The organism is Cupriavidus sp. 05T41 (genome assembly GCF_056396525.1).
On sequence record NZ_JBFTLQ010000082.1, the window covers coordinates 1 to 14016 of the forward strand.

Annotated in this window: 15 protein-coding genes; 5 read left to right on the forward strand and 10 right to left on the reverse strand. The window is 63.5% G+C overall.

Annotation, left to right across the window (positions count from 1 at the left end; all coding sequences use genetic code 11):
- Positions 1 to 392, reverse strand: a 392-nt coding sequence (locus AC1DKV_RS32760; protein ID WP_441620655.1) for a GntR family transcriptional regulator, incomplete at its 3' end; no start/stop codon positions are given.
- A gap of 592 nt (positions 393 to 984) precedes the next feature.
- Between AC1DKV_RS32760 and AC1DKV_RS32765 the strand changes: the two genes are divergently transcribed.
- Positions 985 to 1128, forward strand: coding sequence for a hypothetical protein (locus tag AC1DKV_RS32765; RefSeq protein WP_441620657.1), 144 nt, complete (start codon positions 985 to 987; stop codon positions 1126 to 1128).
- Between the two features lie 65 nt (positions 1129 to 1193).
- Here the strand turns inward: AC1DKV_RS32765 and AC1DKV_RS32770 are convergent, their stop codons facing one another.
- From AC1DKV_RS32770 to AC1DKV_RS32790, 5 genes are all read right to left on the reverse strand, one after another.
- A complete protein-coding gene (locus AC1DKV_RS32770; protein ID WP_441620659.1) occupies positions 1194 to 1886 on the reverse strand; it encodes a GntR family transcriptional regulator in 693 nt (230 codons plus the stop codon).
- Between the two features lie 92 nt (positions 1887 to 1978).
- Positions 1979 to 2956, reverse strand: coding sequence for a Bug family tripartite tricarboxylate transporter substrate binding protein (locus tag AC1DKV_RS32775; RefSeq protein ID WP_441620661.1), 978 nt, complete (start codon positions 2954 to 2956; stop codon positions 1979 to 1981).
- Between the two features lie 60 nt (positions 2957 to 3016).
- Positions 3017 to 3802 carry an enoyl-CoA hydratase/isomerase family protein gene (locus AC1DKV_RS32780; RefSeq protein ID WP_441620663.1) on the reverse strand — a complete coding sequence of 262 codons (786 nt, stop codon included), beginning with the start codon at positions 3800 to 3802 and terminating at the stop codon, positions 3017 to 3019.
- Between the two features lie 196 nt (positions 3803 to 3998).
- On the reverse strand, positions 3999 to 4760 hold the full coding sequence (locus tag AC1DKV_RS32785; protein WP_441620665.1) for a glutathione S-transferase family protein: 762 nt from the start codon (positions 4758 to 4760) through the stop codon (positions 3999 to 4001).
- Between the two features lie 22 nt (positions 4761 to 4782).
- Complete coding sequence (locus AC1DKV_RS32790; protein WP_441620667.1) at positions 4783 to 5763, reverse strand: quinone oxidoreductase family protein; 981 nt, start codon at positions 5761 to 5763, stop codon at positions 4783 to 4785.
- 581 nt (positions 5764 to 6344) lie between these two features.
- Between AC1DKV_RS32790 and AC1DKV_RS32795 the strand changes: the two genes are divergently transcribed.
- The 4 genes from AC1DKV_RS32795 to AC1DKV_RS32810 all read left to right on the forward strand — a co-directional run bounded on the left by AC1DKV_RS32795 (position 6345) and on the right by AC1DKV_RS32810 (position 10207).
- The gene (locus tag AC1DKV_RS32795) at positions 6345 to 7547 is read left to right on the forward strand and encodes a CaiB/BaiF CoA transferase family protein (protein WP_441620669.1); all 1203 of its coding nucleotides are present in this window, start codon (positions 6345 to 6347) and stop codon (positions 7545 to 7547) included.
- Positions 7544 to 8362, forward strand: a complete 819-nt coding sequence (locus tag AC1DKV_RS32800) for an enoyl-CoA hydratase (protein WP_441620670.1) — start codon at positions 7544 to 7546, stop codon at positions 8360 to 8362. Before AC1DKV_RS32795 ends, AC1DKV_RS32800 begins: the two co-directional genes overlap by 4 nt.
- A gap of 80 nt (positions 8363 to 8442) precedes the next feature.
- A complete protein-coding gene (locus AC1DKV_RS32805) occupies positions 8443 to 9408 on the forward strand; it encodes a Bug family tripartite tricarboxylate transporter substrate binding protein (protein ID WP_441620672.1) in 966 nt (321 codons plus the stop codon).
- A 94-nt stretch (positions 9409 to 9502) separates the two neighbouring features.
- Positions 9503 to 10207 (forward strand): glutathione binding-like protein, encoded by a 705-nt coding sequence (locus tag AC1DKV_RS32810; RefSeq protein WP_441620674.1) that lies wholly within the window; start codon positions 9503 to 9505, stop codon positions 10205 to 10207.
- A 213-nt stretch (positions 10208 to 10420) separates the two neighbouring features.
- Here the strand turns inward: AC1DKV_RS32810 and AC1DKV_RS32815 are convergent, their stop codons facing one another.
- The 4 genes from AC1DKV_RS32815 to AC1DKV_RS32830 all read right to left on the reverse strand — a co-directional run bounded on the left by AC1DKV_RS32815 (position 10421) and on the right by AC1DKV_RS32830 (position 13999).
- Positions 10421 to 11371 carry a Bug family tripartite tricarboxylate transporter substrate binding protein gene (locus AC1DKV_RS32815; protein ID WP_441649921.1) on the reverse strand — a complete coding sequence of 317 codons (951 nt, stop codon included), beginning with the start codon at positions 11369 to 11371 and terminating at the stop codon, positions 10421 to 10423.
- Positions 11372 to 11519: 148 nt separating this feature from the next.
- Positions 11520 to 12278 (reverse strand): SDR family oxidoreductase, encoded by a 759-nt coding sequence (locus AC1DKV_RS32820; RefSeq protein ID WP_441620676.1) that lies wholly within the window; start codon positions 12276 to 12278, stop codon positions 11520 to 11522.
- Positions 12279 to 12335: 57 nt separating this feature from the next.
- A complete protein-coding gene (locus tag AC1DKV_RS32825) occupies positions 12336 to 13019 on the reverse strand; it encodes a fumarylacetoacetate hydrolase family protein (protein ID WP_441620678.1) in 684 nt (227 codons plus the stop codon).
- Positions 13020 to 13045: 26 nt separating this feature from the next.
- On the reverse strand, positions 13046 to 13999 hold the full coding sequence (locus AC1DKV_RS32830; protein WP_441620680.1) for a 2-hydroxyacid dehydrogenase: 954 nt from the start codon (positions 13997 to 13999) through the stop codon (positions 13046 to 13048).
- Between the last annotated feature and the right edge of the window lie 17 nt (positions 14000 to 14016).

Consider the following 14016-nt stretch of genomic DNA (forward strand, 5'->3'; position numbering starts at 1 on the left):
ATCAATGCTCCGTGAAAAGCGCGGTTACAGCTTTCCCATTCCTCGATATCCGAGGCATGGTTGCCGCGTTCGATTGCTGTGGCTGCGTCAGCGATATCACTGTCCCTGATAAGCGGTACTGCTACCCGCAGCGCCAAGGTTTCCAATGCCGCTCGCATCCTTGTGATTTCTACGAGGGACGCTTCGTCGAGATGCGCAACTCTGACGCCCTTGCGGGGCTCGCTGAGCACGAGCCCCTGTGATTCGAGCCGACGAAATGCTTCACGTACAGGTACATGACTGATGTTGAACTCGTGTGCGAAGGTGTCTTGGCGCAACCGCTCGCCGGGCTTCAACACACCCTTGATGATGCGATCCGCCAATACCTTTGCAATCCGTTCTTGCAAAGTCATATCTGTTGTTTCGTCCACCATAAGCTCACGAGGAATCAATCAAGACGACAGTTCAAAATTGCGTGCACCCCGTCGCCTGAGTGCAACCCCAATGCATCAAACCAGCAACACTACCCCACGGAGGCGGCGGTAATGTACCGTCATTTTACACATGGAGGCAGTCCGCCCCTTTGGTGGACTGCCGAAACGTTCGCCAATCCTAGGAACGACTTCGCTAGTATTTCCCACGAACGAAGCGCAGCTCGGGCAGGTGTAACGGAATCCCCGTAGTTGGGGCGACCGAATCCGTTCAGCGGCAGGGCCACACAGCGGGCAATTGGCTGGCTCTGGAAGCATGGCTGCTGCAGTACTTGGTCTTGCCGGAAAGGACAAGGTGATCCTTCTGAGGCGACCGACCTCCTCTGCCATACCTTAAGTTTCGATGTAGAGGGCACGCTATTGCACTTACGCGGTTTTGCGCCCCCCGTCCTGCAATCATCGGCGTTTCCTTGTCCCTCAGTTCGCACGCGTCGGCCAGCGGGATTTTCCCGTCCGCCGCCAGTAGTACCGAATTCTTCATTGGCGCCTGGATCATTTCGTCGGCAATGGCACCGTGGTCGGACGAAGCCATGCTGGATGCGGTGCGCGCCTATGCGCTGGAGCAGGTGCGCGCGCAGGCGCACCTGGGGTGGTGATCATCGACGACACCAGATTCCCGAGAAAAGGCCAGCATTCCGTTGGCATGGCAAGGCAGTAGCCTGGGCGATTGGGCAAGCAGGCGATATCGCCCAGACCACCCTGAACTGGGAAACGCTCCCGCGTTCACGGGCGTTTGGCGCGAGCCCGGCCGCCAACATCGTCGCCGGGCATTGCCGCAATCATGTCTGCATAGACGTTTCCGCCGGCCGAAATATGGCGAATCATGGCCTGCGCGGCGCCGTCTTCGTCGCCACGCAGCACGGCATCGAGGACGGCCCGATGCTCTTCAAGCGACGCGCGGACCCGGCTGGGCTGCTCGAAGCGGAAATCACGCATACCGCGCATACGCGCACGCATGGTGCGGATCTGGCGACTCAGGATGTCATTTCGGCTGCCGTCGTACAAGATACCGTGGAAGGTGTCGTTGGCAATGCGGTACTGTTCAGCATCGCCACTCTGGGCGGCGGCTTCGCCGTCCTCGAATGCTTCGCGCAAAGCCTGGCGCTCCTCCAGCGACATTCGCCGGGCGGCAAGTTGGGTCGCCAGGGCCTCTAGCTGCACAAGTATTTCACTGAACGCGACATACTCGCGCAAGGTAATGGACGACACGACGGCCCCCTGCCGGGGCACAAGTGTCACGAGGCCGGCCGCGGCAAGGTGGATCAGGGCCTCGCGCGCCGGCGTGCGCGATACGTCGAACCGCTCCACGAGTTGCTGCTCGTCGATCTGTGCGCCACCAGGCAGCTTTCCCGACAGGATTTCCTCCTCCAGGGCGAAGCGGATGGCTTCTGACCGGCTCATTTTTTCTTCCGACATTGCAGCTTGCGTATATGGAGATGCGCAATTCTACCGCCCTGGACGGCCCCACAGGAGAACTGCGCATACGCAAATGGCCACTCTGCCCTCCTTCAGTCGAGCTTGGCGCCGGACTGCTCCACCAACTGCTTGGTCTTTGCGCCTTCGGCAATCGCCCACTGCCTGAACTCCTGCGGCGATGCCGAGGCTAGCGCCTCATTGCCTTGCGCTGCAAGCTTGCTGACAACCTCCGGGTCGCCCAAGGCTTTCTGGCTGGCCACAAACAGTTTCTGCACAACGGCAGGAGGAAGGCCTGCCGGCCCGAACAGCCCGAACCAGAATGTCAGGTCGTAGCCCTTGAGGCCGCCTTCCGCAACCGACGGCAGCTTCGGCAGCAACGGCGATCGCTTCTCCGAGGTCACCGCGAGCGCCTGGAGCTTGCCGGCCTCTACCATCGGCAGCACGGATGGCGGTGTGCCGAATATCAATTGCGCGTCGCCTGAGATCACCGCGGTGACGGCGGGCGCGCCGCCCTTGAACGGCACGTGTTCCATCCGCGTGCCGCTGAGCTTGTTGAAATAGACGCCGGCCATATGCGGCGCGCCGCCACTGCCCGACGATGCATAGAAGAACTTGCCGGGATTCTGCCTGGCCTTGGCCACGAGATCCTGCACTGTTTTCACACCCAGATCCTTGTTCACGGTCAGCACCATGGGCGCGATGGTCCACCGCGAAATGGCGGTGAAGTCCTTCTGGCCGTCGTAGCGGATGTTCCTGTAGAGGACGCGGTCAGAGCCGAAGATGTTCGCGCTGCCCATGAACAGCGTATAGCCGTCCGGCTCGGCACGCGCACCGGCCTCGGCCGCGATGGTGGTGCCGGCACCCGGCTTGTTGTCGATGACAATGGTCTGGCCCAACTCGCGCGACATGCGCTCGGCCACCACGCGGGCCACGGCATCGGCGCCGCCCCCCGGTGGAAAGCCCACGATCAGCCGGATAGGCTTGCTGGGGTAGGTGCCTTGCGCCCAGGCAAGCGACACCGGCGCGGCCAGTAGTACGGCTACGGCCGCGAAGCGTTTCGCGATACTCATCTTTGTCTCCGGATTTCTTATCATGGTAGTGGCGCAGGCAATGGCGGAGCCTGGGCTCGCCTATTGCCCGGTGAAGCGGGGCTTGCGTTTCTCCTTCCACGCCAACGCGCCCTCGCGGATGTCCGCCGATTGCACGGCACGCTGCATATCGGCAGCCAGGACCTGTACGTCCAGTACGGCGCGGGCAATATGGTTGAGGTGCTTCTTCATGCCGATCACCGCGAGCGGCGCCATATCGGCGATGGTGGCGCTCAGGCCATCCACGCGGTCTTCGAGTTGCTGCGCGTCGACCAGCGAGGTTAGGAATCCGCAGCGCGCCAGTTCCTCGGCATCGAGCGTCTCGGCCGTCAGGAACAACCGCTTGGCCGTGTCCAGGCCAAGGCGCGTGACATAGCGCTCCATGCCACGCTGATAAAAATGCAGGCCGAGGCGTGCCGCCGGCATGAACATCTCGGTCTGCCTGACCCCGATGCGGAAGTCGCAAGCCAGCGCGAGATCGGTGGCGCCGCCATAGACACCACCGTTGATCGCGGCGATGGTAACCGGCCGACAATCTTCCAGCGCGTTGACCAGTTCCTCGAAGCCAGAGCCGCTCTGGGCGCGCCGGGCATCCTGGCCACCCTGCCCGCCAGCCAGGCTGCCGATATCGAAGCCGCTGCAGAAGTACTTTCCCCTCCCACGAATGCGCAACACCAGAGCGTCGCCGGCGTTGACTGTCTCGATGTGGCGATGCAACTCTGCCAAGTCCTCGGGTCCCAGTCGATTGGCGACCTCTGGCCTCTGGAAGGTAATGGTGGCGATGCGCCCTGCCTGGGCAAGGGTCGGAAGGCCGGACGATTCGGTCATGGTCATGTCCTGAAAGATGGTTGCATTGCGGTTGTCGCGTTGCGCCGCGATGCCCGCTGGTGTCAGTCGAACTTGGCGCCGGCTTACTGTGCAAGGGCCTCAGCCCACTGCGTGTCTCGCGCTGAGCGGCCTGGGGCCTGATTCAAGGCCTACACTAACTGCGGCCCGAAGCCGGCTCATCTCGTGAAGACAGGCTTTATTGAGTAGCGGCGGATTCGAGCTGACGCGCGCGCAACGCGGCGTCGAACCGATCGAAGCGCGCGGCCGCGAACGCCGGGCGCTGCCGCACTTCGCGCCACCAGGTATGGACGCGGGGATGTGTGGCAGCGGCCAGTGCCTCGGGCGCAATTTCGTCGATGCGGGCGATAAAGGGTACGGCTGCGATATCGGCCAGCGAGTAGCGCTCGCCCACCAGCCACGGCGACCCTGCCAGCATCTCTTCCATCTTGTCGACCAGCATCAGCAGTTTGTGCAGGGCTGCCGCCTTCTCCTCGTCGGTATAGGGATTGCGGGCAATGCGGATCCACGCTTCCCGGCGCTCCGCGGTTGGGATCCGTGCGAGCCGCTCCTGGAGTTGCGCGTCGGTCCACTGGCCCGCACCGGGTTGCAGCGCGATGCTCCAGTTCAGGATCAGCAGGTTCGGCAAGGATTTTTCATCGGTCCAGCGCACGAAGTTACGCATCACGGCCAGATCGAACGGGTCGCTCGGCCGCAGGGGCGGCTCCGGATGAATGTCATCCAGGTACTCACAGATGGTCGAGCTCTCGTACAGAGACTTTCCTGGCGCGAGCAGCAGAGCGGGCACAACGCCGTTGGGATTCATTGCCAGGTATTCTGGTGAATGCTGCTCCTGCTTGCTCATATCGATGGGCACGCTTTCGTAGTCCACCCCTTTTTCCGCAAGACAGAGCCGCACCCGACGCGATGCGCTCGACAGCCAGCCGTGGAACAGTTTCATGGTCATTTCCATCATTTCCCTATCAAGGAATCAGCACTGCCGATCCCGTCGTGGCGCGGCTCTCGAGCTCTTCGTGCGCGCGCCGCACCTCGGTCAGCGCGTAGCGCCGGTTCACTTCAAGTTGCACGGCTGCGCCGCGCACCACGTCAAATAGAGCGTCGGCCCCGCGTCTCAAGTCGGCCGGCTCGCTGATGAACGTCCGCAGTGTTGGCCTGCACACCATCAACGATCTGGCATGCAGCCGCTGCAGATCAAAACGCTCCACATCGCCGGAGGCAGTGCCGTAGTTGATCGCCATGCCTAGCGGCTTCAGGCAGTCGAGCGAGGGCAGGAAGACATCCTTGCCCACCGCGTCATACACCACGGCCACGCCTGCACCCTTGGTGAATTCCAGGGTGCGGGCCACGAAATCCTCGGTGCGGTAGTTGATGACATGGTGGCAGCCGTATGCCTGCGCAATCGTCGCCTTGGCGTCAGACCCCACCGTGCCGATCACCGTGGCACCCAGTGCCCGCGCCCATTGCGAGAGGATCTGGCCCATGCCGCCGGCAGCAGCGTGGACCAGAACGGCATCGCCAGGCTTGACGACGTACAGCCGGCGCAACAGATACTCGGCGGTCAATCCGCGCAGCAGGCTTGCACCGGCCACGTCTTGCGGGAATCCGTCGGGCAATGGAATCACCCGCGAAGCCGCCACGTTTCGGACTGCCTGGTAGGCCCCCGGCTGAAAGCAGGCAACCGGCTGGCCAAGCCGCAATCCCTCGACTCCGGACCCCAGCGCATTGATCACGCCCGCCCCCTGCGAGCCCAGCGTGATCGGGAACGGCGCGGCGCTGTGGGGCCCGTGCTCGCCGCGCCGCTGATAGATGTCGGCGAAGTTCAGCCCGATGGCGGACTGGCGGATCCGCACTTCTCCCGGGCCCGGTTCGCCGACGTCGACCGTCGAGATTTCGAGTACCTCCGGGCCACCGTGGCTGTGGATGCGGATAGCGGTTGTTTCCATGTGAATTCCCCAACGGAAGTGCTTTGCATGGTTAGGAGACGACGACGCTGGCGTCGAAGCCTGCGGCCGAGACCGTGCAGCCGCGCACATTTGCTCGCAGTGGCTTCCTCCCGGCGATGCCTTTCGGGGCTCCGTCGAGACGGTAAGGCTGGACTTGCGACATCTGTGTATGCATAACGTCGCTGATTTTAGCGTCATAATCGATGCGAAACCACAGTATAAATACTTACAAGTGTGTTGTGTATTTTTAACTGCTACCAACGTACACTTAAGCCATGCATTCGCGATCATGAATCGGCTTGCAGGAGACAAACGTGCCGTTGCGCATAAAGCACTTCCATGCGTTCGACAGGCGCGGGAGCCCGTTGGCAACATCTCGCGCCTTGCCGCCCGACTTTCGTAGTGCTCCGCCAGCACGGCCGTGCCAGCAAGCCAAATGCGCTCACCACGCTGCGCCAGCATTTCGCCTCCTGCCCACGCTTGCCTGACATCGGGCGCTGTTTCGTTCGTCCGTTGCCCGCGGCTGCGGGATTGCAGCCGCGGGCAACCCTACAACCATGCCTTTGGAGAGTGCTCCTTTCATGCCTGACCAACCCAAGCCCAGCCTTCCACTTTCCAGCTTCAAGGTCCTGGACCTGACCATTGCGCGCGCCGGCCCCACGGCGGTCCGGCTGCTTGCGGACTGGGGAGCGGACGTGACGCGAGTCGAGCCACCGCCATTGAAGGACCGTGGCTCGGTCACGGGCCGCCGGCGCGAGTCGGACGAGCAGAACCTCCACAGGAACAAGCGCAGCCTCTGTATCGACCTGAAGACGTCGCAGGGCGCGGAGGTGCTCAAGCGCCTGATCGCGCAGAGCGACGTCGTGGTGGAGAACTTCCGCTCCGTCGTCAAAGAGCGGCTGGGGCTGACCTATGAACAACTCAGGCAGATCAATCCCAAGATCATCCTGGCCAGCATTTCCGGCTTCGGCCAGGAAGGGCCGTACAGCGAGCGTCCCGGCGTGGACCAGATCGTCCAGGGCATGTCCGGGCTCAGCTCGGTCACCGGCGAGCCCGGCCGCGGTCCGGTCCGGGTCGGCATCGCCATCTCCGACACCACCGCGGGCATGTTCCTGGGTCAAGGGATTCTGCTGGCGCTGCTCCATCGCGAGCGCACCGGCGAGGGCCAATGGGTGCATACCTCGCTGCTGGAGGGAATGCTCAACAAGCTGGACTTCCAGGGCGCGCGCTACACGGTCAAGGGAGATGTGCCGGTCCAGGAAGGCAACGCGCATCCCACCCAGGTTCCCATGGGCACCTTCGAGGCCAGCGATGGGCTGGTCAATATCTGTGCAAGCACGCCGCCGATGTGGGCCGGCTTCTGCGGGGCATTGCGGGCCGAGGCCTTGCAGGCGCACCCTGACTATCAGGACATGCAGGCGCGCGTAGCGCATCGCCGCCAACTGGACGCGGACATCAATGCGGTGACCCGGCAATTCACCGTGGCCGACCTGGTCGCGCGCCTGAATCCAGCCGGCGTGCCCTGCGGCCCGGTCTACGACATCGGCCAGGCCTTTGAAGATCCGCAGGTCAAGCACTTGCGCATGACGCGTCCCGCGACGCATCCGGTCCTGGGGACGGTCGATCTGATCCGTTCACCGATCAACCTTTCCTCCTTCCCGCATCCCGACCAGTTCCATCACGCGGCCCCTGACCCCGGAGAACAGACCGAAGCACTGATGACGGAACTGGGCTACGCCCCTGACGAGATAGAGCGACTGAAATCCGCGGGAGCGATCGCGTGACCGCCGCCACCGCACGCGAACTGCCGCTCGCCACGGCAAAGATCATCGCGCAGGCTGACCAAGGCATCGGCTGGCTCACATTCAACAACCCCGCGCGACGCAACGCGATGTCACTCGAAATGTGGCAGGGACTGGGCGAGGCGATCAAAGCCTTCCAGGCCGACCCGGAAGTGCGCGTGGTCGTGCTGCGCGGCGCCGGCGGCCGGTCTTTCGTGGCGGGCGCCGACATCTCGGAGTTCGAAGAACATCGTTCCAATGCCGAGCAAAAGAAGGCCTACGCGGACATCGCGTCTGGTGCGCACACCGGTCTGGCACGCTTGAGCAAACCGCTGGTAGCGATGATCGAGGGCTTTTGTATCGGCGGCGGCCTGGCCCTCGCGCTGAGTGCCGACGTCCGCTTCGCCACGCCGGGCTCGAAGTTCGGCATTCCAGCCGCCAGGCTGGGGCTGGGCTATGACTACGCGGGCATCGCCGCGCTGGCACGCCTGGTTGGCCCGTCGACGGCAAAGGACATGCTGTTCAGCGCACGCTTTCTCGAGGCCGATGAGGCCCTGCGCATCGGCCTGGTCAACTTTGTCGTCGATGAAGCGCAGATTGCGCAGCAAGTGCATGCATATGTGGGCCGCATCGCTGGCAACGCGCCGCTGACCGTGCATGCAGCCAAGTCCGCCGTACGAGCGTTCGAACGGTACTCGGCCGCGCAAGACGCCGAGGAGATCTCTGCGCTGGTCGATCGCTGCTTTGACAGCGATGACTACCGGGAAGGCCGCCGTGCGTTCCTTGAAAAGCGGGCTCCGGTGTTTACCGGGCGTTGACGTCACCACGCAGGGATTGCGCGCCGGCGATGCCGATCCGCCAGCGAGCGCGTCCCAATCCATAAGGAAGGAGACGATCCATGACTCAAGCCCACATCGCGGCGGCCCTCCTCATCACGATTTCCGCCCTCCCGGCCCAGGCCGAGACCTACCCGAACAAGCCTATCCGCATCCTAGTCGGCTATTCGCCATCAGGAGCGGCCGATTTCGTCGCCCGCATCGTCGGGGACGCGATGGCAAAGGAGCTTGGCCAGCCCATTCTGATCGACAACAAACCCGGCGCCGGCAGCACACTGTCGTCGTCGATCCTGTCACGGGCGGCGCCCGACGGCTACACGCTGGGGCTGGCAACCGGTACGCTGTATGGCATTGACCAGGCGCTCTACAAGGCCAGGTACACACCGGCGGACTTCACGGCCATCACCAGGCTCACGGTGTCGCCGCTGATTCTCGCGGTCAACAAGGACATGGGCATTGCCAACCTGAACGACCTGATCGCCTACGCCAGGAAGAAGGGGCCTGGCGAACTGAACTATTCGTCCTCGGGCGTTGGCGGCCTGCCGCACATTGCCGCACTGTCGTTCGAAAAAGCCGTGGGCGTGAAGATGACGCACGTACCCTACAAGGGCGGCGGCCCGGCACTGCAGGCGGTGGCTGCAGGAAACGTGCAGTTGTCCTTTGGCACCGCCGCCTCCGTGTTACCGCTTGGCCGCGGTGGCGCGCTGCGCATGCTGGGCGTCACCACTCCCCGGCAATCGGCTATTGCGCCGGACCTGGCACCCCTGGCAAATGCAGGATTGCCAGGCTTCGATTTCACCTTCTGGTTTGGACTGTTCGGCCCTGCCGGTTTACCGCCGAAGGTATCGGACCGGCTCTTCGCAGCAGCCAGCAAGGTGCTGGCCGACCCACAGCTTCAGGCCAAGCTGCTCGGCACTGGCAGCGAGGTCGCGCCCTCGAAATCGCAGGCCGAGTTCCGCACGTGGGCGGAAGACAACACTCGCGTGATTCTCGAACGGCTCAACCAGGCCGGAGTGAAACCCGAATAGCTCGCAGGATGCGCAGCGCACCGAGCCGGGCGGCCAGCTCTGCCCTATGCACGCACCGACCTCTAAGAACCTTCATCAGAGCAACTCGCACCCAATGACCCAAGCTCCCATCGATCTCTTCTCCTGGCCCACGCCCAACGGGCAAAAGATCCACATCATGCTGGAGGAAGCCGAGCTTCCCTATCTGGCCCACCCGGTCAATATCGGCGCTGGCGATCAGTTTCAGCCCGATTTTCTCGCCATCAGCCCGAACAACAAGATCCCTGCGATCGTCGATCCGGACGGTCCGGACGGCAAGCCCATCTCGATATTCGAATCCGGTGCAATCCTGCTTTACCTCGCGACCAAGAGCGGCCGGTTCCTGCCGACTGACGACCACAAGCTTTACGATGTCCTGCAGTGGCTGATGTTCCAGATCGGTGGCGTTGGCCCGATGCTCGGGCAAGCGCACCATTTCAGGCTGTATGCGCGTGAGAAGCTGCCGTATGCAATCGACCGCTATACCAATGAAGCGAGACGCATCTACGGCGTCATCAACAAGCAGTTGGCCAAGCGCAGCTACATTGCCGGTGACGCATACTCCATCGCGGACATCGCGATCTTTCCCTGGCTGCGTAGCTGGGAAAAGCAAGGCATCACGCTCACCGACTATCCTCACCTCAAGGCATGGTTTGACAAGATCGCCGAGCGTCCCGCCGTCCGGCGGGGCCTGAAGGTCATGGCGGAACTGCGCAAGCCGGAAGGAGACGACAAGGCCCGCGAAATTCTGTTCGGCAAGACGCAATATCAAACGAGATAGCTTGGCAGACGAGCGAGAAGGATGGCCTGTATTGCCACGAGTGGGCCGATCGCTCCGTAACCGCGAGCAATCATCCCGTTTTCAGCAGTCCGAACAAGCGCGTGGCTCTTAAGAGCTACATTCTTCGGCGAGGCTGCATTTGCCGGGTGCCCACAACCTGTCGACATTGACCTGACGATCATCGAACGGCAGGCCTACGAAAGCAGGTGGCCGCTACTCCAACTGAATTCCCGCCTCCTTGACCACTTTCCCCCATTTCGCAAGGTCCGATCTGATCAGTGCCGCGTAATCCTGCGGCGTACCGCCTTGCACCTCGATGCCAGCGGCTTCCAGTTTGGCTCGTACTTCCGGAAGCTTCAGCGCGGCGTTGATCTCGGCGTTGAGCTTGGCGACGATTTCCTTCGGCGTGCCTGCGGGCGCCAGGAAGCCACCGTTCGTGTTGGCATCATAGCCCTTCAGCCCTTGCTCCTCGGCAGTGGGCACGTTGGGCAATGCCTTGGAACGCTTGCGCGTAGAGACGGCAATGGCTCGTACATTGCCAGACTTTACCTGCTCCTGGATGGCGCTGATCGTGTCGATATAGAGCACGGTGCGACCCGCGATCAGGTCAGGATGCGCCGCGGAGGAGCCCTTGTACGGCACCAGCAGCACCGGCACGCCGCTGACCATGCGGAACATTTCGGCGGCCATCTCCTGTGCGCTGCCACGTCCGGACGTCGCCACCTTGGCCTCGGCGGGATTGGCCTTCATCCAGCTCAGCAGTTCGGGCACCGTCTTGACCGGCAGCTTGGGATAGGCCGCGAACACCAGCGGGATCTCGTGCGTATAGACGATCGGCTCGAAGCTCTTTTCGGGGTCCCAGCCCAGATTCTTGAACAGGAACTTGTTGATGTTGTGGCTGCCGCCGACGATGCCGATGGTATAGCCATCGGGCTTGGCGTTGGCAAGAATCGCGGTGCCCAGGTTGTTGGACGCGCCGGGGCGGTTCTCGACGACGAACGGCTGGCCGAGCTTGACCGACAGCTTTTCGCCGACGACGCGGGCGATCAGGTCAATGCCACCGCCGGCCGGCGCCGGCACGATGATGGTGACCGCGCGGGCCGGATAGTTGCTCTGGGCCGAGGCCGCGCCGGACATCATCATCATGACGGCGCAGCCGGTCATGGTGCCGATCAAGGTCGCGAGGTGGCGTGTGGGGATTCGCATGAAGAGTCTCCGTCTGGATGCTGGTTAACTGATGTCAACTCTGTTGGCGTCCCACGGATGCGAAGCCGTGGGAGCGCGGTAATCGGTGTCAGCGGTATCGGCGGTGTCAGCCGCGGCCGACGAACGGCATTGCGCTAGCCATGACGGTCATGTTCAGGACGTTGGCGTCAAGCGGCAGCGATGCCATGTGCCGCACGGCATTGGCAACGTGGCTGACGTCCATCATCGGTTCCGGCGCGATGGTGCCGTTGGCCTGCCGCACGCCGCGTGTCATGCGTTCGGACAGCTCGGTCAGCGCATTGCCGATGTCCACCTGGCCCGCGGCGATGTTGTAGGCGCGGCCATCGAGCGCCAGTGCCTTGGTCAGGCCCGTGACAGCGTGCTTGCTTGCGGTATAGGGCGCGGTGAAGGGGCGCGGCGTGTGGGCGGAGATCGAGCCGTTGTTGATGATGCGTCCGCCTTGCGGCGACTGCCGGCGCATCAGCGCAAACGCGGCACGCGCGCACAGGAATACGCCGGTGACGTTGGTGTTGATGACGTTGAACCACGCGTCCAGCGACAACTCATCCATCGGAACCGCTGGCGCGTTCACGCCTGCGTTGTTGAACAGCATGTCCAACCGGCCAAATTCGCGTTCGATCGTGTCGAACAGTGCCTGCACGCTGGCAGGATCGGTCACGTCGGTGGGCACGGCCGCCGCGGTTTGCCCGCGTGCGGCGGCGGCGGCCACCAGCGTCTGCAGCGGTTCGGCGCGCCGGCCGGCCAGCACGACGGTCCAACCGTCATCGAGCAGGGCCAGTGCGGTGACACGGCCCACGCCGCTGCCGGCTCCTGTCACCAGCGCGATTTTTCTGGATGCATTCAAGATGGTCTCCAATGGGAGGTTGTGATGTCGACAGGTAGTACAGGGGTAATGCTGCGCTTACCCGGTGACGGTTAGCGTGAATTCACCGATGCCGTCCACGCCGGCGTGGACCACGTCGCCACGTTGCAATGGCCCCACGCCCGCTGGCGTACCGGTGAAGATCAGGTCGCCGGGCATCAGCGCCACGGAGCGGGACAGCATCGACACCAGTTCCGCCACCGGCCAGAGCAGCCCGGACAGGTCGGCACGCTGCCGCTCGGCCCCGTTGACCGAAAGGTGGATCGCGCCTTCGCCCGGATGTCCGCAGCGCGACGCCTCTACGATCGGACTACACGGCGCCGAATGGTCGAACGCTTTCGATGGCTCCCATGGGCCACCCGCCCGCTTGGCCTGCTGTTGCAGGTCGCGACGCGTCATGTCCAGGCCGACTGCGTAGCCCCAGACATGGTCCGATGCATCGCGCGGATCGATATCGCGCCCCCCGCGCCCGATCGCGACGACCAGTTCGACCTCATGGCAGAACTCGTCGGTGCCGGGCGGATAGGGCAACGCGTCGCGAGCCAGTTCGACTGCGGTGGCCGGCTTCATGAACCAGGCTGGCATGTCGGGCGGTGCCGGTTCGTCGGGCGTCCAGCGGTAGTTGCGACCGATGCAGAACACCCGGGCGATCGGGAAATGCGTGGTGCTGTCCGCGACGGGTAGCGCGCACGGCACTGGCGGCGGCAGAACGAAATCGATCATGAGGTTCGTGCTCCGAAGCTGCTGGCTCAGGTGGTCAGGCTCATCGTGGGGCGCTTGCCACCCAGGGCTTGCGCCACGCTGTCCAGCACCATGCGAGCCATGGCACCGCGCGTTTCCCACGTGGCGCTGGCCCGGTGCGCCTGCAGCGTGGTGCGGTCAGACTGGCGCAGCGTCAATGGCACGCGCGGCTCCTCGACGAAGACGTCCAGCCCCGCGCCAGCAATACTGCCCGCTTCGATGGCCTGCGCGAGATCGGTCTCGTTGACCAGGCGGCCGCGCGCCACGTTGACGAGGAAGCCACGCGGGCCGAGGGCATTGAGTACGGCCGCATTGACGATGCCTTCGGCCTTGTCGGCTGCCGCGCAAAGCACCAGCGCATCACTGTCGCGCGCCAGGTCGATCAGGTCGGCCACGAATGTATGCGGCACGTCGTCCATGGCGCGCAAATCCGTATAGCGGATCGGACAGCCAAAAGCCGCCGCCCGCGTGGCCACGGCGCGACCTACACGGCCCATGCCGACGATGCCAACGCGCATGCCACTGAAGCGGCGCGCCAGCGGAATGGCGGACGGCGAGGGGTGAAGTTCCCACTGGCCGTCCCGGACAAAGCGGTCGCCTGCGCAGATGTTGCGGCATGCCGCGATCAACAGACCGATGGCCAGGTCGGCCACGTCCTCGGTCAGCGCGCCCAGCGTCGCGGTGACGGGCAGGCCACGCTCGCGGCAATAGCCCAGGTCCACTGCGTCGGTGCCCACCCCATTGACGGCCACCACTTTCAACGAAGGCAATTGTTCCAGCATCGCGCGGGAAATCCCGGTGTGACCGCCGGTGATCACCGCCTGGATGGACGCGCCATGTTGCCGCAACCATGCGGCCTGGTCCTGGATTTCGAAGTATTTGTGGACCTGATAGAGCGCGGCAAGCTCTTCGTTCGCGGCGGGAATCAGGATGGGATTCAGTTGCAGTATCTGCGGCTTCATGAGCAGTGGATGTCAGG